Below are 21,301 nucleotides of genomic sequence, written 5' to 3' on the forward strand. Positions count from 1 at the left end.
GGACGGGGCTCCGGCATAGCGTGGCGGCTCAGAGGCTGGAGCGGCGATTGGACCAGGGCGACGGCCACCTGGAATCGGGCGAATCACAGTGGGTCCAGGATCGCCTGGGGATATGAGGTCGTCTTCTGTCACGGGTTACTCGCGAATTGCCCAGAGTTCCATCTGCAGCTCGGGGAAATCGCCACCGATGTGCAGACCAAAACCGCCGCCAGAGGCCAGTTGCTTCCAGAACTCGCTCGAACGATCGAGCTCGAAATAGTCGAATCCAGCGTGAAAGGGGATCTCCAACGGAGCGGTCGACATCGGCCGCAGAGGAATGCCGGGCAAGGCGAGCTTGACCAGCTCCTGAATCTTCTCAAGCGGGCCGATCTTGACCTGGGTCGGGAAGCGATTGCGCAACGCCTGCGAATCCAGATTGGCCTGGGCCGCCAGCACGAAGCGCGAACCGGCCAAGAGACTTCGATCATCGACCAGGGCGATACTGAACCCGAACTGGCGCTCCTTGATCTCAATGGCGATGGCCCGCTCGACGTACTCGCGCCCCAGATACTCACGCAGCCGAGCGATGAGCGGCGTGAAGGTCGCATCCAGATCCTCGTGCCGATAGGTCGGAAAATCTGGCGGGCGCTTGCTATCACTGGCAAAGGTCGCGAGATCCCCGGCGAGCCCGAGCAGATAGCGATAGAGTGCCTCGGGATGCAGCCCCGGAACCTGGCTCAGATGCGAAACGACCGGCTCGGCCCGGTTCAGTACCTGCAGCAGCAGAAAATCGGCCCAATCGGCGACACCGCCGCGTCCGGCGCCGCGCACCCGGCCGGCCCGCGAGTCGGCCTGACGATGCAGCAAGCCGGTCAGCTCTTCGACGAAGTCGGCGAGGCGCCGCGAGACGCGAGCGTCGACACAGGGAGCAATGTAGGCAGGATCGAGCACGAGCTGCCGATCCGCGCGGCACTCCGATACCCGAGCGACACCGCAACAGGCATAGCCGTCGCGCGCTTGCTCGGCCGACATGAGCCGCAGATCGAGCCGCCCCACGTCGACCAGGGTCTCGGCGTCCGAGCCCAAGACGTTGTCTCGCACGCTCAGCTCGGACGCGCGAAAGCGCAGAACCTCATCCGTCTCGCCGGCCCCGCTCTCGGCGGCGCCGGGACGTCTCAGCGGCAGGGCGAGATAGAGCGTCTGGGCCGAAACGCTCTCGTCGAATTCGAGGGGCGGAGGCAATGGATCGCTCGCCGGCGCATCGAATGGCGTGCCATCGGGCAGCACGCCGGCCACCTCGACCAGGGCGAATTTACCGAAGGCGAGCATCTCCTCGTCGATCCGCAGCCGACGCAAACCCCAGGCATAGGGCACGCCAAGACCGGACTTCAGTGCGACGAGCCGCTCCAGATAGCGATCGTGCTGCTGGAAATGCTGAGGCTGAAGGAACATGCCCTCAGTCCAGAGAACCCTGTTGTCCCAGGTCACGACAAACTCCTATTCATGGCGGATCGAGACAGCCCTGGCGCCGACCCGAATCTCGACACGGTTGTCGACTCCAGGACGCAGACGCAGAGGTTCTCGCCAATGGGCGCGATCGATATCGCGAAAGGCCGCAACAACGCCGAGATAGGTCGCGTCCGGCTTGAGCGGACGCTCGATGGGCAGTGACTGGCCGGGCGCGAGCGTCACCTCGTCCCGAGCGATGAGCTCGCTCCCCAAAACCTCTGCATCCTTGTCATAGAGCGCAAAGAAGTCGGCGGTGGTGAAGACGCCCTGCCCCTTCAGTTCGTAAATCCGCACCACCACGGGCAGCGGTTTGCCACCTGGCCCGAGATTGGAATCTGCCGCAGCGATGACATCGATATGCAACTTCGCCGGAGGCGGCGTCAGCGTCTCCCTCACCGCAGTCTTCTTGCCGCAGCCGACGAACAGGGCCACCGAGAGCGTCAGAAGGACGATCGGGATCCATCGGAATCGAGACTTCAGGGGATTCTCCAAGATGCGCCTCCCAAAATTTCCGCTCATCAATCATGTCCACGCGATCTGCACCGAAGCGACTCGCCATACCGAATTCATATGGAAGCAAGACCTCAATTGGGGGCTCACGGAGCGCTATCCGAGCGTTCGCGCTCCGAGGAAACCGACGACCTTAGCTCGCGCAAGTTCCGAACCTGCTCCTGATACGCCTGAGCGAAGATGTCGCCGAAGAGCCGCATGACGTCCTCGCTCGCATCCGCCGAAACCTGCGCGTGGACCTCCAAAAATCGCTCCCAGCACCGGGCCTTGCGACTCATGGGGAGAACCCGGCTCAAGGCCGAGTCGCGATCGAGAGCCTTCTCCAATTCGGCTGGATCGAGACGCGCGAGCAAGGCGTGCAAGGCCGCCTGCAAACCGGCCGTCATCGCCATCTCGTGCGCCTGGATGTCCTCGAACGCCTCGCGCGCGGCGGGCTCGGGCGCGAGAAATCCAGGCACCGGCCGAAACAACAGACGCCCAAGCACGTCGTCCGTACCGGAAGAAAACTTGAATGGATTGTTCTCCGAGGGGCGAATCGTCGTCACGCCCAAACGCAATTCGCTCTTGAATCTGGCCCTGGTCATCATCGTCTGGGTCAGACCCGAGACCAACTCGCGAACCAAGGCCCCGACCAGGCGAAAGAACCCCCGAGAATCGGACACCTCGCTTGGATCCCCCGCCCCAAGACCTGACAGGAAGGCATCCAGATCACCGCCCGGCGCCTGAAGAGGCGCCTGAATCGGCTTGGGACGCGGCGGTTCTGGACGTCTCACCGGGCTGGGCAGAATGGGCTTGGGTACATCGACGAAGGGTTCGGAATGCGGCGTATCGATGCCAGAGGCACCCGGCCCGACTTCCGGCTGCCTCGACATCTCCGGCAACAGATCGGTCCCTGCGAGCGGGTCGAGGTCGGGCGACGCTCGATCCGCGCCCGCCCCCGTGCCAAGCCCATCCCCGTCGGGCAGGGTCCAGGAGTCGGTCAAGAGATCGTAGCTCTCGGGAACGGAAGGCGGAGCCGGCGCTGCCGGATCCGACTCGGGCGGCCCTGAGTTAGGAGACCCTGAGTTAGGAGACTGGTAGTCGGACGGTCTGTAGAAGACATGCTCGACCGGGGTGTGTCGGGGGGGAGACGACGACCCCGATGCCTCCGCTGCCGGGCCGGTCAGTCGTTCATCGAGTGCCGAAGCATCGGCGAAGATGTCGTCGAGGAGTGCTCCGCGAGGATCGGTCGCGCTGGATCCGACATCGGACACCTCACCTCCGATCAGATCCAAGATGTCTCTATTGGCGCCCGAGTCGAGCGCACCGATCAGGTCCTCCGAGGACAGATCGGGACGCGCGTCGGGCCCGAGGTCCGTCGCAAGGGACTGGGCTCGGCCGAAACGCACCTGAATCTCGTAAGGCCCGACGATGAGCTGATCCCCGTCATAGAGTGCGACGGGCTGATGGGGAGGAACCGGGTCATGGGCCTGGTTGAGGTAGGTGCCATTGCGGCTCGTGTCGGTGAGCCAGACGCCGCCATCGCGCAGGTCGATCCGGCCATGCTGGCTCGAAACCACCCGCTCGGGATCCTCCAGCAGCAGATCATTCGACGGATCTCGACCGAATGTGACTCCCCCTGGACCGAGCGCCAGCTCGATCTCGCGATCCACTGACTGACCCACTCCGACCGACTGAGCCACTTGGCTTGAGACTCGAAGACTGAGATCCACCCGTTGGCTCCCCTACCGAAGACGACATTGAATCCACTTGCGGCACATCGAACGCGCCCCCCGCAGGCCAGTCGATGACGGCATACGCGGCTGGCTAGGCGCATTGCATCGCATTCATGCCATCCACACAAGAGCCGGACTCTCGGGCTTTCAGAATAGACTGGGTGCTGTAAGCGCGTAGCAACTGTTGCACAATCAGCGGCAACGGCGTGTCAGACCAACACTCAACTGCGGAAATCAAGGCATCTGTGAAGATCTCAGGCTATACGATCGCTCGCGAACTCGGCAGCGGCGGGATGGCGACCGTCTACCTGGCAAGACAAGACCGCTTGACACGAGACGTCGCACTGAAGGTGATGAAGCCGATTGCGGTGGCGGGTGACGATTTCACCTCGCGATTCGTCAAGGAAGGTCAGATCATCGCCCAGCTTCAGCACCCACAGATCGTCACCATCTACGACTTCGACTCCAGCGACGGATACCACTATTTTTCCATGGAGTATCTGCCGGGCGGAACACTGGCGGACGAGATACACAAAGGGCTTTCGGTCACCCGAGCCATCGGAATCACCAAAAAGATCGCCGAGGCATTGGCCATCGCCCATGCGCGCGGCGTGATCCATCGCGACGTCAAACCGCAGAATATCCTTTTCCGCAGCGATGGAACCCCAGTACTGACCGATTTCGGTATCGCCAGGGCGGCCTCGCGCGGTGGCGACTCCATGCAGTTGACCAGTTATGGCATGGTCATCGGCAGCCCGCGCTATATGAGCCCGGAACAGAGCACCGGCCAACCGCTGGATGTCCGCTCCGACCTCTACAGCCTTGGCGTCGTCTTCTACGAGATGCTGACCAATCATCTGCCCTACGAGGCGGATGATGTCGTCAGTCTTGCCATGAAGCATTGCAGCGACCCCATCCCGCGCCTGCCCGCGAACCTGGCACGCTATCAGCCAATTCTGGACCGACTGATCGCAAAGAAGCCCGACGACCGATTCTCGACGGCGGGCCAGCTCATTCGCGCCCTGGAGATGCCGGAGAACGGGAGCGGAACACACGGCGTCGATGCCGATGCGACCCTGATCGTCCCTCGCAAGGACAGGCCATCGATTCAGCCCCTCCCACCGCCCCCGCCAGCCAAAATGTCTGGTCGAGGTGCTCGTGTCTGGATACTGCTCGTCCTCATGGCACTGATCGCGGTTGCCGCCACCTATGTCGGCATGCAGGTCATCGGCGACCGTCCCAACCTGAAAATCGCCGAACGCCTGCCGCCAGCCGAGCCCAATCGACCCGAAACGGCGGAACGCTACGAGACGCTCGCACTCGAGCACCTCGCGAAGCGCGAATTCGACCAGGGGCTCGAAATCCTGAAACTCGGTCTGTCCATCACCCCGGACGATCCAAGGCTCAACACACTCAAGACGCTGTTCCTCGACCTGATCGCGGCCCGAACCCATCTTGACAAGGCACGCGAACTCCAGCGGGAAAACCTGCTTGAGGAAGGACTGCGGGAAACCGAGGCGGGCCTGCGGCGCGTCCCGGACCAACCCGAGTTAATGGCCCTCCGGCCGGAACTCGCGTCCCACATCGACGACATCCATCGACGCAAGGCGGACAGCCTGCACGACCAGGCTCTGGCCAACCTCGACGCAGGCCGGACCGAACAGGCCAAGTCGCAGATCGAGGAGGGACTCGGCCTCAGCCCGAATCACCCTGGACTGCGTCGGCTCGCCCAACGCATCGAAGCGACCGAGGCACCAAAGGACGCGGTCCCGGACTCGATCCAGCGCGCCAAGGCCCTGCTCGCCTCGGGCGCACCTGCTCGAAGCCTCGAACTGATCACGCGCCTGCTCCAAGCTACGCCCCAGGATCCCCAACTCTTGGATCTGCGCACGACCGCAAACAGACAATTGGAGCAGCAACGCGCGAAATCGACTGAAGAGCTGCTTCGCCAAGCCGAACAGCTGAAGACCCAGGGCGCATATCCGGAAAGCCTGACGAAGATCGGACAAGGTCTGGAGCTCGCCCCGAACGACGCCAGACTCAAGACATTGCGGGACGCGGTTCTCGCGCTCCAAGATCAGGAGCACCAACGCAAGGCGAACCAACTGCTCGTCCAGGCCCGCCAAGCATTCAACCAGGACCATCGGGACGAGGCGCTTCGGCTCATCCGAGAGGGGCTCGCAATCGCCCCCGGACATGCCGAGCTGATCGAGCTTGAGGACCACATCACCAAGAATCGCCCAAGCAGGGTTGCGGGCGCCGCCTCGGAGCTTCTTGCAGACTGCGACAAACAGCTCACCGCCGGGCCTTCATTGGAAGGTATGAGCGCAGAAACGCTCGACTGTTACGCCAAGATCGCACGCGCCCATCCCGATGATCGACAGGTGAGTGATCGCATCGGAGACATCGCCGCATCGCTCGCCGAGCAGACACGGGGCCAACTGGACCAGTTCGCACTGGATGCGGCGGAACAGACCCTCGGTCGCCTGCACGCAATCTCCCCGTCTCATCCCCAACTGGCGGAGCTGACCGAGAGCCTCGAAAAACGCCGAGCGCTCGCGCCCGACATGATCCGCATCGCGGGCGGTTGCTTCCAGATGGGCAGCCCCACGTCGGAGGAAGGCCGCGAGGACGACGAGCACCTCCACAGGGTCTGCGTCGAGGATTTCGATCTCGGCCGATTCGAGGTCGGGATGAAGGAATTCGAGCGCTTCGTCCAAGCAACGGGCTATCGCACCGACACGGAAAGACGTGTTGGAGGCACAAGCGGCTGTTTCACGCTCGACCAGGAGAACAAGACCAACCCCTGGAGCTATCAGGATTGGGCCAACTGGCGCAAACCGAACAAATACCAACCAGCCAAGGATCGGGATCCGGTCAGTTGCGTCAGCTGGAACGACGCCCAGGCCTACCTCAAATGGCTCAGCCAGGAAACCGGCGGGAATTTCAGACTACCGACCGAGGCCGAGTGGGAATATGCCGCCAGGGCGGAAACGTCCACCGCGCGCTATTGGGGAAACGAAATCGACGCTCGGGCCTGCCGCTTCGCCAATACCGCAGACTCGGGACATGCCTGGGCGGACGGCTTCCCCTGCAACGACCAGGAGGACTGGGTCGCCGAGGTCGGGAGCTTCGAGCCCAATCCATGGGGACTCAACGACATGCTCGGCAATCTCTGGGAATGGACCTGCTCCCAATATGACGCCAACTATGAAGGCAGCGAAAAGGTCTGCGCCCCCGACACGTCCGACGCCCCGCGCATCATGCGCGGCGGCGCTTGGAACAGCGCGCCGGCACTCGTGCGCGCAGCCTATCGCAATCGGAATTTTCCTGAGGCGCGTTACAGTTTCGTTGGCTTCCGGCCAGTGCTCGACCACACCAAAACCGAGCCGCTTCGGACTCAAGTGCGGCACTGAAACCAGCGCTGCCCCACTCGGCGATCAGATCGGTCATTCGACCTGCGATAGACGGCGAGAGGTATCCAACAAGGCGCGAACCTGCTCGTTTCTGACCAGCTCCAGTTTTCCGAGCTGCGCCGACTTGCCCGAACTGGACCCGAGACTCGCATCCAGCGGACCCTTTTTGATCAGCTCGACCGCGTGCAATTCCTTACGCATCCGCTCCGCTTGGCTCTCCGCATCCAGTCGCTGGCTGACGATCTGACGCTGCAGTTGCGCCAGATCGCTATTGAGCAGCCTGGATTCGGCCTGCCCACTCACTGAATCCGCCCGAGGAGCGGATCCGGAAACCTTCGGAGCCCCCGGACTGACTGGAGCCCGAGCGGCCTTGGTCCGTTGAATGCGTTTGCGCAAACCAGCGGCAACCTGATTGCGCAGCGCAATCTCGCGCCTGAATTCGGCCTGCTGTGCCTTGAGCGTCGATTCGAAGATGAGACGATCCTCGGTCAGACCGGAGGCGAGCCGATACCACTGCAACGCCTGCGGCATGTCCTTCGGAACACCCAGCCCTCGCTCGTAAAGCGAGCCGAGATCGACCTGAGCCGGCCCGTGCCCCTGCTGGGCGGCCTTGCGGTACCAGACGACGGCCTGGGTGTAGTCTGGAGCTGAGAGACCGAGCCCCTTTTCATAGATCTCGCCGACATAGGTCTGGGCGATCGGATCGCCGGCCTGCGCCTTGGGCATCAGCTCCTTGAGCGCGCCCCGGTAGTCTGAGCGATCGAAGAGCACGAACTCGCCACCGCGAATCCCGCAGTCGGTTTTGGTCGACTTCACCATCCGACGCGGGGCCATGAAGGTCATCCTGGTCCCGAGCTGACGGATCTGACCTGGCAGCAGACAGTCGACGATCACATAGTCGTCGATCCCCTGACCCGGGGCGATGGGCTTCACACCCGCCAAGGCCGCCGCCGAATCCCTCTCGGGCGTCCCGACACATGCGACGAGCCCTAGAGACAGGCCGCCGAGCAAGACGATCAAGCAGGACCGGACTGAAAAACCCATTGCCATATAGCGTCACCCTCATTGAAACCCGGATGATCCGAACCTGGACATCGCGCATTGCGGTCCGCCCAGTGTCCACTCGGCGATGACCGACCACTCGCACACTCTAGCGGAAGATTCGATCGTTCGCGCCGGGAACGCACGCCTTTTGCCGCGAGCATAATCCTTGCGAAGTCAGGGATTGACAAGGACGTCAAGCACATGAAATTGTCTAGAATTAGCGACATACAGTTGCACATCTCGCATACACCAGAACGCCTCGATCGTGGCACACTGTAATGCGCGCCAAGAATAAAAATACAAAACAATAAATTAGATACCCAACCCACTGATTGACAGCCGACACGCTCACCCGAGCCATCCCAATGGACCGATACCGCAATTGTTGCTTTATCGCAACACATATCGAGACACGGATCGGGCACAGGGGGGCGAGGCATGGGGCCGAACCCATGCCGAGAGAAGAACGACCGGATGAATGCAGGTGCTGGTTACGAGGCTGAATTCCCTAGGGGGTAATCATGATGAAGTCGGACGCAAAGCATGAAACGCGCTTCCGCGACCCACCCGGGTCGAGGATGGGCATCGCGATTTTCGCAACCTTGGCCCTCGCCCTCGGCGGAGCCACTCTCGCCGAGGGCTCACCAATCGTAACGCCGCCCGCCGCGGAGGCTAACCCAGGGGCCAGCCTTTCGGTCGGCATCGCCCTCGGCCAGGACAATGGCCAAGACCTGGCCGAATCTCTGATCAGCGCCACCTGGACCGAGGACGGCGGCACCATCGAGAGAAGCAAGCTTCTGAACTCCGAAGGAGACGTCATCGACTACATGATTCCCGGGGACGCATTGCACTGCACGACGCTCACCGATTCGGTGACCGTCGAATGGGAGCAATGCGGCACCAGCTGCACGCGCCAGACGCCCACCACGACCAGCTTCTCGGTGACCGTCATGGACCCCATGACCCTGAGCCCGGCCAGCACCGGCATCGCCGGTGCACCCGGCAGCATCCAGACCATCGCCCTGGACATCAGCGGAGGCGCCGCTCCCTATCGGGCCGCGACGAGCACGAACGGGGCGACGGTCAGCCTGTCCGGCAGCACCCTCAAGTACGAGATACCGGCGGACGCGACGTCCGACTATCAGGATAGGATCACCATTTCGGGCGCCAGTTCGGGCGACGCATGCGGAGGGAACTCCGCGAGCATCAGCCTCTCGGTCACCCTGTCCACGACGGCGCTGACGATCGTCCCCGAATCCACCAATCTGGGATCCTTCCGGGCCGGCGAGACGATCGAGACCAGCTTCACGGTCTCCGGCGGACTTCCCACCTACTCGGCCAGCATCAGCCCGGACCTCAGCGGCGCATCGATCAGAGTCCCGTCGACGAGCGGTGGAGCCGGCACCTTCGTCTATCGCATTCCGTCCGACGCCCAGACCGCAACCACGAGCCTGACGATCCAGATCAGCGACAGCGGCGAGGGCCGGCTCCAGCAGCAGGCGACGGCCAGCATCACGTTCAGCGTCGAGGCCCAGGAGACGGGGAACCTGTCGGCGAGCCCCAGCGACATCTCCTTCTCGGCGACCTCCCAGGCGGGCTCGCCCACCGATGTGACCAAGACCTTCGCGGTCAGCGGAGGCACGGCGCCCTATAGCCTGAGCGTCGCCAGCATCAGCGGCGGCCTCGTCGGCCGGGTCGAGCCCAGCACGCTTGCCAGCCCCGGAACCGCGACCTATGTCGTCAGGGTCCCGGCGAACGCCCCGTCCAACCTGACCTTCGCCAACAGCATCCAAATCACGGACGCCAACGGCAACACGACCAGCGTCACGGTCCAGGCGAACGTGACCGCCGCCACCACATTGGCCACGCGTCCCGACCTGACGCCCAACCAGCGCAGCGTCGCCCAATCGATCGAGACCCTCTGTCCAAAGCTGGGGGCCATGTCGAACCGGACGGCCGAGGAAGAGGATCTGTTCGTCCAATGCTCGGCGATGCTGAGCAATCCGACCGCCTCCGGAATCCCCAACACGCTGGAGCAAATCACCAACCAGAAGGCGAATGCCGCCAAGACGGCCGGCATCAGGACGGGAACCCAGCAGTTCGCCAACATCGCCTCCCGCCTATCCGCCATCCGCTCCGGATCGGCCGGCCTGGACATCTCGGCACTGACACTGAATTCGGGAGGCCAGGCACTCTCGGGCAGCCAGCTCGCCGCACTCGCCGCCAGCGGACTCAGCGGCGGCGGGGCCAGCGCAGACACCTTCGGACGCTGGGGTTTCTTCGTCAACGGCACGGTCGATTTCGGCAACCGCGACACCACCAGCAACGAGACCGGCTACGACTTCAATACGACTGGAATCACCGGCGGCGTGGATTATCGATTCACGGACAATTTCGTCGCTGGCGGCGCGGTCGGCTTCGCCCAGCAGAACATCGACTTCGACAGCGACGACGGCGGACTGGATACCAAGACCTGGCATATCGCCGCCTACGCCACCAGCTATCTCAGCGAACGGACCTACGTCGACGCCATCCTCGAGTACGGCTGGAACGACTACGACTCGCAGCGCAACATCGACTACCAGATCAATTCCAATCTCGAAGCCGTGAGGCGACGCGCCAAGGCCGACTACAGCGGCAGCCAGTTCGGCGCCAGCCTGGGCGCCGGCTACGACATGAACCAGGGTCCGCTCGCCTACGGCCTCTACGGCAAGGTCGCCTATGTTTCGGTCAACGTCGACGACTTCCGCGAGAAGAATGCCGGCGGACTGGGCCTGACCATGGATAGCTTCGACGCCAACTCGCTCACCACCGTGCTCGGCGCGCGCATTTCGCGCGTCATCAACACATCCCGAGCCGTCCTGGTTCCGCAGGCGCGCTTCGAATGGGAGCACGAGTACAACAACGACGCATCGAGACTGACGGCCCGCTTCGCGACGGATCCGAGCGGAACCCAGTTCAGCATCTACACGGACGATCCCGACCGGGATTACTTCCGTATCGGTCTAGGGCTCTCGGCCGTCTTCCCTCGCGGCATCACCTCCTTCGTGAACTACGACACCATGCTCGACAAACGGAACTGGGTGGACCACAGGATCGATACCGGCGTGCGCTGGGAGTTCTACTGATCCGACCGAGGGGGATCTCCGCCGCATCCCGGCGAGGATCCCCTTCCAGCCCTCCGACCAGCAGCAGCGGTGATCGTATCCCCGGACCCGCAGATACTCGGCCCGAGGATTCGCCGACCTGAATCGCGAGATCGTCACCGGCGGCACGATTGCGTCCCGATCCCCGAGCAGATGGATCTGAGCGATTGAACCCGGAAGCGGTGCCCGCAGGGCCGGATTCAGCGAGCCCTCCAGGCGGCTGTAGCCATGGGCTTCCGACCAGGCATCGACATCAAGATTGGCGGCGAGCGTCACCAGACGCTCGACCTCCGTCAGACGCTCGGCCATCAGAAAACCGATCACGCCTCCTCCGCTATAGCCGATGAGGGTCAGACGAGGCCGATCCTTCGGCGGCCAGAGCCTTCGGAGCGCCGCCGTCATGCTGCCGACCACTTGGGGCGAATAGCGCCCGAAGGTCCACATCCAGGGCGAGCAGCCGGCGCTCTCGGCGAGCCCGTGATAGCAGGGGCGTCCCAGATAGATGGAGGGCGTCGGATCCTGGACCATGAGACGCAAGGCGAGCGGATCCCTCGGGCCCGGGTCGAGCGATATGCGCCGAGGACCGGACCAGGGCAGCCCGTCGCCCTCCAGATAGATATGGACGACCGGAGCGGACAGGGGATCGCCACGCAGCAGAACCAGATGCCAATAGCCTTCACCCTCGACCAGGAGGCGGCGCATACCGTAGTCCGAGACGAGGAGGTCCAGCTGGCGTGAGCCGACAGCCGAGAGCGAACAGCCGCCAATGAGGCAGCAGACCAGGAGGACGATCAACGGCCGCGCGACCGATCGGGCCGGAGGCATTCAGTCGACACCCAGTGGATTCTCGAAATCGAATCCGAACAGGCCCGGGTTCTCGCAGATCACCGTCGCGGAGACGATATAGAAGACGTAGTCGTAGGTCTCACTGGGAATCCGATGCTGGCGTAGCAGCTTCCAGAAATTGCGCTCGCGCGGATTCTCGGGCATCTTGCGCAGCCGCTTGATGATGTTGCCCTCCCCCCAGTTGTAGGAGGCCATGACCAGCAGCCCGGATGCCTGGGCATCGGTTCTGTAGATGTCCTTCAGGTATCGCGCCGCCGCCTTGGTCGCCTTGGCCACGTCGTGGCGCTCGTCCTCCGGATCGAATTGCCCCGTCTGCTGCAGCGGCCCCGGCTGAAGACCGTAGCGCTTGGCGGTCGCCGGGATGAACTGCCACATGCCCTTGGCGCGTCCGTAGCGGGTCGGCGGCCCCACGGCCTGGGCCCGGAAATTGGTCTCCTGGAGGGCGAGATACATGAACTGGGGCGGCAATCCCTGCTCGACCAGCGCAGCCTTGATCATGGGGGCATACCCATTTTCCTTCAGACGGCGAATGGCCCGAACCAATCGCGATGATGCCTGCCATTTGCGGATGAAACGCTTCACCTCGTCCGCGAAATCGTCCGGGACGTCCACCTCGGTCTCGCCGAACAGACGTGCGACGTGCAGGATCAGCTTGTCCTCAGAGTCCAGGGGCACCGCCCTGGCCGCCTGGACCTGCTCGACGAAGGTATCGTAGCGCACCCGCATCGCGGCGAGCCGACGCTTGGACTCGGCGACCTGGGCCTTGAGCTCGGCCGAGGCGTCGGCGTCGATGCTGGCCTCCAGATTGGCGATCTGAAGCTCCAGCTCCTTCATGTCGTAGAAGATGTCGTTGGCCAGACGCGCAGTTTCGACCAGCAGGCGATGCTGAACGAGGGCATAGCCCCCGACTCCGGACAGCAAGAGGATCGCAATGGCGATGAGCGTCAGATAGAGACGGCGCTGACGCCGCTTGACGTCGCGAAACGCCTGGCGGATGAACATCGTATGCTCGCCCGCCGTGCCCGGCCGATCCTCGGAGAAATAGTGCCGCGAGATCTGCTCGGCGGACTGAGTTGGCCGCGGCTCGACCGACCGCTGAGGCGGAATCAGACGGATACGGGGACCCTCGGGCCCCAGTTCCAGGGTCGTCACCCCGTCCAGCGGGAGCTTGCCGATCGCGTGGCCATTGACGAGCGTGCCGTTGCCGCTCTGCAGATCGCGCACCCACCAGCGTCCGTCCTCGGGAAAGATCGCCAGATGGTGACGACTGACCATCGGATGGGGAATGCGCAGCTGACAGTCCTCGCCGCGACCGAGGATCCCCGACGCGGTCAGCTGGGTCTGCTGGATGCGGCCTTGCGGATCCCGGTATTCGACGCGCACCGGATCCGGACCGGTCCGCGTCTGCCGGCCCCGAGGAACGAAACGGGTCTCGTCGCTCACCGGCATCGCGTCAAGGCCACGCAATCGAGCTCATGCTCCGCATCGCCACGGGGCTTCCGGCTCAGGAATTGATCTTGACCATGGCACCATTGATCTCGATGCTGGCCGACTGGAGGCTGATCGAGCCCGGGGTCATCTCGATGGAACTGGCGCCGCAGAGGATCTTCACCGAGGTGGTACCCTTGATCTCGACCCCGTTCGCCGAAACGCTGAAGGTCCCGGCCGGGGCCTCGATATCGATGTCGCCCAGTCTCACCAGCAGCCGGTCGTCACCTTCACCCAGCTGCACCTCCCGATCGCCCCGCTGGATCCCGAGCGAATCGTCCCCGCGCTCGATGATTTCGGTTCGGCTGCCCTGGACGATGGTGAGCAATTCATTGTCATGAATCTCCGTCTCGCGCTTGCCGCTGACGGTCCGCTTCTCGTTCGCCTCGATGACGCTGGTCAGATTGCGCTCGGCATGCAGATAGACCTCCTCCTGGCCCTTCTTGTCCTCGAAGCGGAATTCGTTGAAATTCTCCGGCCCGCCCCCCTTGGTGCTGCGGCTCTTGATACCGCTCTGGGTCTTGTTGGCGGGTAAGGTATATGGTGGCATGCAGTCGGCGTTGTAGACGCGGCCGGTGATGATGGGACGATCGGGATCGCCCTCGAGGAAATCGACGATCACCTCCTGACCGATCCGGGGAATATGAATCCCGCCCCATTGGTCTCCAGCCCAGAGCTGAGACACCCGAATCCAGCAGGAGCTGTTCTCGTTCATCTCGCCATAGCGGTCCCAATGGAACTGGACCTTCACCCGGGCATATTCGTCGGTGTCGATCTCCTCTCCCGACCTGCCGACCACGATGGCCGTCTGGGGTCCCTTGACCGAGGGCTTGGGGGTCACGCGGGCGGGACGAAAGGGCTCGCTCGAATCCATGACGCCGAAGCTGGAGCGATAGAGCACCCAGTCCGCGAGCGCCTCGGTGCTCAGAAACTCGTCCGACTGCAGATGATGCTCGGCGGACAGCACCAGATACTCCCGGTTCTGATCCGCCCGCGGATAGTCGGTGAGCGCGAACAGGGCACCGACGGCCAGACCGCGTGCATAGCCCTCGCCGCGAAAGATCTGGTGATCGGCCTGCAGTTCCTCCATGCGTACCCCGGCATAACGCTCACCCTCGGACACCGTGACATAGTTGCCGGGATAGTCGTAGATCTCATGGTCGGCATGCGTATGCAAACGGGTCAGGGTGTCGGTCGTGCGCAACTCGGCCGCCGGCTTCTTGAAATCGAAATCGTCATGCACGAAGGCACCGGCCCGCACCGAGGCCGAGAACGACCAGTCGAAGATGAATTCCTGATCGCGCTTGCTGTCCTGGTCGGCCCCATGGAACTGAATGCGGTCGTAGCCGGGAAATGGCTGATGGGCGCTGTAGGCATCGGCCAGGACCAGCACATGCCGCCCATCCTCGTGGAGGAAGTACCAATAGATGCCCTCGTTCTCCATCAGACGGCTGACGAAATTGAAATCCGTCTCCCGATACTGAACGCAATACTCCCAGACTCGATACTCGGCGGTGAGCCGATTCTCGTAGTCGGTGAAACCGGCTTCGCGGAAGACCTCCTCGATGATGTCCGGAACCTTCTTCTCCTGGAAGATCCGGCAATCCGAGGTCCGGCTCAGGAACCAGAGCCAGGGCACCAGGGTCGCCTTGTAACGCGCAAGACGTTCCTGGTAACCGATGTGCGTGAAACGACTGAAACAGCCGTTGAAATAGCGCTGTCCCTCGTCCCCCAGATCGAACTCGAGCGTCGCCGGCTGGCCGAGCAGGGCGTTGGGATCGACCGTATCGTCCGTGCTCAACAGATCCAGTTCGATCTCGAACAGCGCGCTCAGTCGCTCGCGAACGACCGCCCCCTGAACCAGCAGCGTATCCTCGCCGAGCGGGGTCGCCAACTTGAGCAGTCTCTCCGCCTGTTTGAAATTCGATAGGGACACCATGAATTGAACCTCGGCAGCAGACTCATCGGTGATTGAACGATGCAACGGCCGCTCATGTCAGGAATGCATTTCAGCTTCTGCCTAGAGTAGGACATTCGACGTCACAAGCACATCGCCATCATTCGGTGACGCCATCGGAACTCGCACCCCGAACGGCCAGGATGACGGCGACCATTCCATCGATACGCATACAGAATCCCTGCCAGCATTGCTGGATGTGCGCGCCACAGCGACCAGAACGATCGGAAGTCCGTCCTGGCACGAAAGACTTGGCCCAACCTGAACCGATCGGCTCGATTTGACCTTTCATCGCGACCCCATTGGACGCATATCAGAGCGGTGAGAAACCCGACCCACACAGAAAGTGCCGTTGACTTTGAATGAGAGGTAGAGGATTTTTCAATTTGCTCTCGCACCTTGCACGCATTTTGCTTTATGCCGTGAGTGAATTCTGACGATATGCGAGGGAGACCTGTGCCGTGATCGATGTCGAAGGCTTGCTAGAAGACGTCTCGCCCGATTCCCCCTGCGGCGAGGATCTGGAATACGACCCGGCCTTCGGCGAGCTGGAGCGCGCCACCCAGGGAAAGCCGGAGCAACAGTTCGGGGACACCATCGTTCCGGCCGAAGAGCCCGACTGGGCGGAGGTCAGACGTCTGGCCACCGATCTGCTCGGACGAACCAAGGACCTGCGCGTCGCCACCCATCTCGTCCGGGCACTGGCCGCGATCGAGGGCTGGAGCGGGTTTCGCGACGGGATGGCCCTGCTCGACGGCCTGCTGGAGCGCTTCTGGGACGGCTTGCACCCACTCCTGGATCCAGACGACGACATGGATCCGACCCTGCGCATCAACACGCTCTCCACCCTCGCCAACCCGATCGCCACGCTCGACAGACTGAGCACGGCCCCGCTGGTCAGGTCGCGCGCCGTGGGCATCTTCGGTCTGCGCGACATCCAGATCGCCGAGGGCGAGCTCGCTGCGCCCAAGGACGCCCCGGGTCCAGCCCCGGAGACATCCGTCATCCAGGCGGCCTTCCGGGACGCCGAGCTCGAATCGCTGGAGGCCACGGCCGAGGCGATCGCCCAGTCGATCGAGCATCTCGCCCGGATCGACGCGCTCCTGATGGAGCGGGTCGGGTCCAGCGCGGCCCCGGACCTAACGCCACTGGCCACGCTCATGAAGACGGCCCGCAAAGCCGTGCTCGGCCCACTCTCCGAGCGCTCGGGAGGAGCCCCGCCGACCGGAGAGGACGATGCCACCAACCAGACGCAACCGGGCGGCACCGAGACTCAGGCCGGCGCGGCTCCGGCCAGAACCGCCGCCCCGGACGCCATCACCGGTCCCCAGGACGTCGTCCGCACCCTGGATCTGATCTGCGACTACTACAGCCGCAACGAACCATCCAGCCCGATTCCACTCCTGCTCAATCGCGCCAAGCGGCTCGTCTCCAAGAACTTCCTCGAGATATTGGAAGACCTGGCACCGGACGGGCTGTCCCAGGCGCACGGCATTCGCGGTCCCGAGCAGGAGGACTGAGGGGCTGATGCAATGCCGTACCAGCATTCGTACGGCATCTCCCGCGAACACGACCGGTTCGCCCAATCCATTCCAATCATTCCAGACGCCAGGAGGTTATCGTGGCCGAAAGCAGCCAGAAGTTCATCGCCAGAAATCGCGCGCCCCGCGTACAGATCGAGTATGACGTCGAGCTCTACGGCGCGGAGAAGAAGGTTCAGCTCCCCTTCGTGATGGGCGTCATGTCGGACCTGTCGGGCAAGCCGTCGGAGCCGCTTCCCGCAGTCGCCGACCGCAAGTTCCTGGAGATCGACGTCGACAACTTCGACGATCGTCTCAAGGCCATGAAGCCGCGCGCCGCCTTCCAGGTCCCCAACACACTGACCGGCGAGGGCAACCTCAGCGTCGACATCACCTTCGAGAGCATGGACGACTTCTCGCCCGCCGCCGTCGCCCGCAAGGTCGGTGCGCTCTCCAAGCTGCTGGAGGCCCGCGAGCAGCTCTCCAATCTGGTGAGTTACATGGACGGCAAGACGGGCGCCGAGGAACTGATCGCCAAGGCGCTGCAGGATCCCACGCTCCTCCAGGCGCTCGCCTCGGCCCCCAAGCCGCAGGGAGATGCCCCCCAGGACGCCCCAGCCGACGCAGCCGCGAAGACGGAGGAATAGATCATGGCAGACGCAGAAACCACCCAGGCCCAACCCCAGGCCGCCGAGGGCGCGCTCGAATCGGGCGATTTCGCGGCACTGCTCGACAAGGAGTTCCGTCCCAAGTCCGACCGTGCCAAGGAGGCGGTCAGCGAGGCGGTCAAGACGCTCGCCGAACAGGCGCTGGCCAGTTCCGTCACCGTCTCGGCCGACGTGGTTCGTACCATCGAGTCCATCATCGCCGAGCTCGACAAGAAGCTCAGCGAACAGGTCAATCTGATCCTGCACCACGCCGACTTCCAGCAGCTCGAGGGGGCCTGGCGCGGACTGCACCACCTGGTCAACAACACCGAAACCGACGAGATGCTCAAGATCCGGGTCATGAACGTCTCGAAGAAGGAGGTCCACAAGACCCTCAAAAAATTCAAGGGAACGGCCTGGGACCAGAGCCCACTGTTCAAGAAGATGTACGAGGAGGAATACGGCCAGTTCGGCGGCGAGCCCTTCGGCTGTCTCGTCGGCGACTACTACTTCGACCACAGCCCGCCGGACGTCGAGTTCCTCGGCGAGATCTCGAAGGTCTGCGCCGCCATGCACGCCCCCTTCATCGCGGGCACGGACCCGAACGTCATGCAGATGGAATCCTGGCGCGAGCTCTCCAATCCACGCGACCTCACCAAGATCTTTCAGACCCCGGAGTACGCCGCCTGGCGCTCGCTGCGCGAATCGGACGACGCCCGCTATATCGGGCTGGCCATGCCGCGCTTCCTCTCACGTCTGCCCTACGGCGCCAAGACCAACCCGGTCGACGAGTTCGACTTCGAGGAGGACACCGAGGGAGCGGACCACAATAAATACACCTGGGCCAATTCGGCCTACGCCATGGCGACCAATATAAACCGATCCTTCAAGCTCTACGGCTGGTGCTCGCGCATCCGGGGGGTGGAATCGGGCGGCGCGGTCGAGGGTCTGCCGACCCATACCTTCCCCACCGACGACGGCGGCGTCGACATGAAATGCCCGACTGAGATCGCCATCAGCGACCGGCGCGAGGCCGAGCTCGCCAAGAACGGCTTCATGCCGCTCATCCACAAGAAGAACTCTGATTTCGCTGCATTTATTGGCGCCCAATCGCTTCAGAAGCCCTTCGAATACGACGACCCGGACGCCACGGCGAACGCCAATCTGGCGGCCCGCCTGCCCTATCTGTTCGCGACCTGCCGCTTCGCGCATTACCTCAAATGCATCGTCCGCGACAAGATCGGCTCCTTCAAGGAGCGCGATGACATGGAACGTTGGCTCAATAATTGGATATTGAACTACGTGGATGGCGATCCGACCCATTCGAGCGAGACGACCAAGGCCCAACTGCCGCTGGCAGCCGCCGAGGTGGTCGTGGAGGAGGTGGAAGGCAATCCGGGTTACTACAACTCGAAATTCTTCCTCAGACCTCATTACCAGCTGGAAGGACTCACGGTCTCGCTGCGATTGGTCTCCAAGCTGCCCTCGGCCAAGGGAGGCGGCTGATCCACAGACACTCATCGGCATTCCCGACACGATGAGGGCGACAGAGGGCTCGTCACAAACGGGAACACTCATTTAGTAATCAGCTGACAGGAGATCGACGATGGCCGTTGACATGTTCATGAAGATCGATAGCGTCAAAGGCGAGGCGCAGGACGATTCGCACAAGGGCGAGATCGACGTGCTCGCCTGGTCCTGGGGTATGAGCCAGGCAGGCACCATGCACACCGGCGGCGGTGGCGGCGGCGGAAAGGTCTCGGTTCAGGACCTGTCCTTCACCAAATGGATCGACAAATCCTCACCCAATCTCATGGAGTACTGCTCGAACGGAAAACAGTACAAGGAGGCCAAGCTGACCGTCCGCAAGGCCGGTGGCGACACCCCGCTCGAATACATCATCATCACCATGACGGACGTGATCGTGACCTCGGTGAGCACGGGCGGCTCGGGCGGGGAGGACCGGCTGACCGAGAACGTCTCGCTCAACTTCGCCGCAGTGAAGGTCGACTATCAGCCGCAGAAACCGGACGGCAGCAAGGATGGCGGCGCCATCAAGTACGGCTGGGACATCGCCGCCAACAAGAAGCTGTAACCAACGAGTGCGTTCGACGCCGCGTCGCCTCCACGGAGGCGGCTGCGGTTCACCCGACGATTTTGAGACCAGGAGCCGGGAGACACATCCATGCTTGCCGAAGACAGTCTGCGCGAGGGCGATCTGGACGCGTCCCTGCGTCTGCTCCAGGACCAGGTTCGCAAGGACCCGGCGAACGCCAAGTACCGCGTCTTCCTCTTTCAGCTCCTGGCACTGATGGGAGACTGGCCCCGGGCGCTCAACCAGCTCGGCGTCGCCGGCGAACTGGACGCGGGCACCCTGGCCATGGTCCAGACCTATCGCGAGGCGATCCGCTGCGAGGTCCTGCGGACCCAGGTCTTCGCCGGCAAGCGCTCGCCCCTCGTCTTCGGCCAGCCCGAGGAATGGATCGCGCTTCTCCTGGAATCCCAGCGTCTGCTCGCCGAGGGCGCAAGCGAACAGGCCCGCGAGGTCCATGCACGCGCCCTGGAGGCGGCCCCGACGACATCGGGGTCCATCGACGAGGCACCATTCGACTGGATCATGGACGGTGACACCCGTCTCGGTCCGAGCCTCGAGGTCATCCTCAACGGACGCTATTACTGGGTTCCCTTCCAGCGCATCGCTTCGATCCAGTTCGAGGAGCCCGCCGACCTGCGCGACCTGGTCTGGATGCCCGCCTATTTCACCTGGGCCAACGGGGGTGAGAGCGTCGGCCTGGTTCCAACCCGCTACCCGGGATCCGAATTAAGCCAGGAACCCCAAATCCGCATGGCGCGCAAGACCGACTGGAATGAAGTGGTGCCAGGCATCTATCTCGGCCAGGGCCAACGCATACTGATGACGGACGCCGACGACTATGCCCTCATGGACATCCGCCGGATCGATCTGGACGCCACGCCCGAGGAGCACTCGGCAGCCGAGCAGGACGCGAACCTTGGCTGAACTCACCCAGAAGGAACGGCTGCAGCCGGCGCTGCTCGACCGTCTGACCGACGAGGAGCCGGACAAGCGCCAGGAATCGCGCGAACGGCGCGTCATCTCCATGAGCCAATTGCGCCAGAGCGTGCTGCGGGATCTCGCCTGGCTGCTCAATGCCGGCCGGCTCGACAGCCTTCAGAATCTCGATGCCTATCCTCAGGTGAGCCATTCGGTTCTCAACTACGGCATCCCCGATCTCACCGGACTGACATCCTCGGGACTCGACATCTCCGTCATCGAGCGCGCGGTGCGCCAGGCGGTCTGGGATTTCGAGCCGCGCATCCTACGCCACACGGTCCAGGTCATCGCCCGGGCCGACCCCGAGCGCATGAGCCACAACGCCCTCACATTCGATATCGAGGGCGAGCTCTGGGCCCAGCCGGTGCCGCTGCGCATCTTCCTCAAGACTGAGTTCGATCTCGAGATGGGCGAGGTCACCGTCAGCGAGGCATCGGGGGCGGGCCGCTGA

Annotated in this window: 14 protein-coding genes and 1 pseudogene; 8 read left to right on the forward strand and 7 right to left on the reverse strand. The window is 63.2% G+C overall.

The window, feature by feature from the left end:
* Positions 1-135: 135 nt before the first annotated feature.
* The 3 genes from tssK to tagH form a co-directional block, all read right to left on the reverse strand.
* Positions 136-1,467: a type VI secretion system baseplate subunit TssK gene (tssK, locus tag THIDRDRAFT_RS11335; protein WP_007040984.1), complete on the reverse strand. Its 1,332-nt coding sequence runs from the start codon at positions 1,465-1,467 to the stop codon at positions 136-138.
* A gap of 9 nt (positions 1,468-1,476) precedes the next feature.
* Positions 1,477-1,980, reverse strand: coding sequence for a type VI secretion system lipoprotein TssJ (gene tssJ / locus THIDRDRAFT_RS11340; protein ID WP_007040985.1), 504 nt, complete (start codon positions 1,978-1,980; stop codon positions 1,477-1,479).
* 104 nt (positions 1,981-2,084) lie between these two features.
* On the reverse strand, positions 2,085-3,650 hold the full coding sequence (gene tagH, locus THIDRDRAFT_RS11345; protein ID WP_040844632.1) for a type VI secretion system-associated FHA domain protein TagH: 1,566 nt from the start codon (positions 3,648-3,650) through the stop codon (positions 2,085-2,087).
* 308 nt (positions 3,651-3,958) lie between these two features.
* Here tagH and THIDRDRAFT_RS11350 point away from each other — a divergent pair, with 308 nt between their 5' ends.
* A complete protein-coding gene (locus THIDRDRAFT_RS11350) occupies positions 3,959-7,129 on the forward strand; it encodes an SUMF1/EgtB/PvdO family nonheme iron enzyme (RefSeq protein ID WP_007040987.1) in 3,171 nt (1,056 codons plus the stop codon).
* A 33-nt stretch (positions 7,130-7,162) separates the two neighbouring features.
* On the opposite strand, the gene THIDRDRAFT_RS11355 is transcribed toward THIDRDRAFT_RS11350, so the two are convergent.
* On the reverse strand, positions 7,163-8,173 hold the full coding sequence (locus THIDRDRAFT_RS11355) for a tetratricopeptide repeat protein (RefSeq protein WP_245535831.1): 1,011 nt from the start codon (positions 8,171-8,173) through the stop codon (positions 7,163-7,165).
* A 1,991-nt stretch (positions 8,174-10,164) separates the two neighbouring features.
* On the opposite strand from THIDRDRAFT_RS11355, the pseudogene THIDRDRAFT_RS26725 reads away from it, so the two are divergent.
* Positions 10,165-11,172, forward strand: a pseudogene (locus THIDRDRAFT_RS26725) (autotransporter outer membrane beta-barrel domain-containing protein); the annotation flags it as partial.
* Positions 11,173-11,178: 6 nt separating this feature from the next.
* Here THIDRDRAFT_RS26725 and THIDRDRAFT_RS26730 read toward each other — a convergent pair.
* From THIDRDRAFT_RS26730 to THIDRDRAFT_RS11375, 3 genes are read right to left on the reverse strand one after another with little or no spacing between them, the layout of a single operon-like run.
* On the reverse strand, positions 11,179-12,144 hold the full coding sequence (locus THIDRDRAFT_RS26730; RefSeq protein WP_007040990.1) for an alpha/beta fold hydrolase: 966 nt from the start codon (positions 12,142-12,144) through the stop codon (positions 11,179-11,181).
* The gene (locus tag THIDRDRAFT_RS11370; RefSeq protein ID WP_139058706.1) at positions 12,145-13,632 is read right to left on the reverse strand and encodes a transglycosylase SLT domain-containing protein; all 1,488 of its coding nucleotides are present in this window, start codon (positions 13,630-13,632) and stop codon (positions 12,145-12,147) included.
* Positions 13,633-13,669: 37 nt separating this feature from the next.
* Positions 13,670-15,592 carry a type VI secretion system Vgr family protein gene (locus THIDRDRAFT_RS11375; protein ID WP_007040992.1) on the reverse strand — a complete coding sequence of 641 codons (1,923 nt, stop codon included), beginning with the start codon at positions 15,590-15,592 and terminating at the stop codon, positions 13,670-13,672.
* Positions 15,593-16,071: 479 nt separating this feature from the next.
* On the opposite strand from THIDRDRAFT_RS11375, the gene tssA reads away from it, so the two are divergent.
* The 6 genes from tssA (at position 16,072) to tssE (ending at position 21,301) form a co-directional block, all read left to right on the forward strand.
* Positions 16,072-17,130: a type VI secretion system protein TssA gene (tssA, locus tag THIDRDRAFT_RS11385; protein ID WP_007040993.1), complete on the forward strand. Its 1,059-nt coding sequence runs from the start codon at positions 16,072-16,074 to the stop codon at positions 17,128-17,130.
* A 101-nt stretch (positions 17,131-17,231) separates the two neighbouring features.
* A complete protein-coding gene (gene tssB / locus THIDRDRAFT_RS11390; RefSeq protein WP_007040994.1) occupies positions 17,232-17,777 on the forward strand; it encodes a type VI secretion system contractile sheath small subunit in 546 nt (181 codons plus the stop codon).
* Positions 17,778-17,780: 3 nt separating this feature from the next.
* Entirely contained in the window at positions 17,781-19,283 is a 1,503-nt protein-coding gene (gene tssC, locus THIDRDRAFT_RS11395; protein WP_007040995.1) for a type VI secretion system contractile sheath large subunit, read from the forward strand.
* 100 nt (positions 19,284-19,383) lie between these two features.
* Complete coding sequence (locus tag THIDRDRAFT_RS11400; protein ID WP_007040996.1) at positions 19,384-19,872, forward strand: Hcp family type VI secretion system effector; 489 nt, start codon at positions 19,384-19,386, stop codon at positions 19,870-19,872.
* Between the two features lie 90 nt (positions 19,873-19,962).
* Positions 19,963-20,796 (forward strand): type VI secretion system accessory protein TagJ, encoded by an 834-nt coding sequence (locus THIDRDRAFT_RS11405; protein WP_007040997.1) that lies wholly within the window; start codon positions 19,963-19,965, stop codon positions 20,794-20,796.
* Complete coding sequence (gene tssE / locus THIDRDRAFT_RS11410) at positions 20,789-21,301, forward strand: type VI secretion system baseplate subunit TssE (RefSeq protein WP_007040998.1); 513 nt, start codon at positions 20,789-20,791, stop codon at positions 21,299-21,301. Before THIDRDRAFT_RS11405 ends, tssE begins: the two co-directional genes overlap by 8 nt.

The sequence above is a fragment of the Thiorhodococcus drewsii AZ1 genome, from assembly GCF_000224065.1.
GTDB lineage: Bacteria > Pseudomonadota > Gammaproteobacteria > Chromatiales > Chromatiaceae > Imhoffiella > Imhoffiella drewsii.

Coding starts and splice junctions, on each gene's coding strand:
- THIDRDRAFT_RS11375 (WP_007040992.1), bottom strand. CDS start 15,592: ATGGTGTCCCTATCGAATTTCAAACAGGCGGAGAGACTGCTCAAGTTG.
- tssC (WP_007040995.1), top strand. CDS start 17,781: ATGGCAGACGCAGAAACCACCCAGGCCCAACCCCAGGCCGCCGAGGGC.
- THIDRDRAFT_RS11400 (WP_007040996.1), top strand. CDS start 19,384: ATGGCCGTTGACATGTTCATGAAGATCGATAGCGTCAAAGGCGAGGCG.
- THIDRDRAFT_RS26730 (WP_007040990.1), bottom strand. CDS start 12,144: ATGCCTCCGGCCCGATCGGTCGCGCGGCCGTTGATCGTCCTCCTGGTC.
- THIDRDRAFT_RS11405 (WP_007040997.1), top strand. CDS start 19,963: ATGCTTGCCGAAGACAGTCTGCGCGAGGGCGATCTGGACGCGTCCCTG.
- THIDRDRAFT_RS11355 (WP_245535831.1), bottom strand. CDS start 8,173: ATGGGTTTTTCAGTCCGGTCCTGCTTGATCGTCTTGCTCGGCGGCCTG.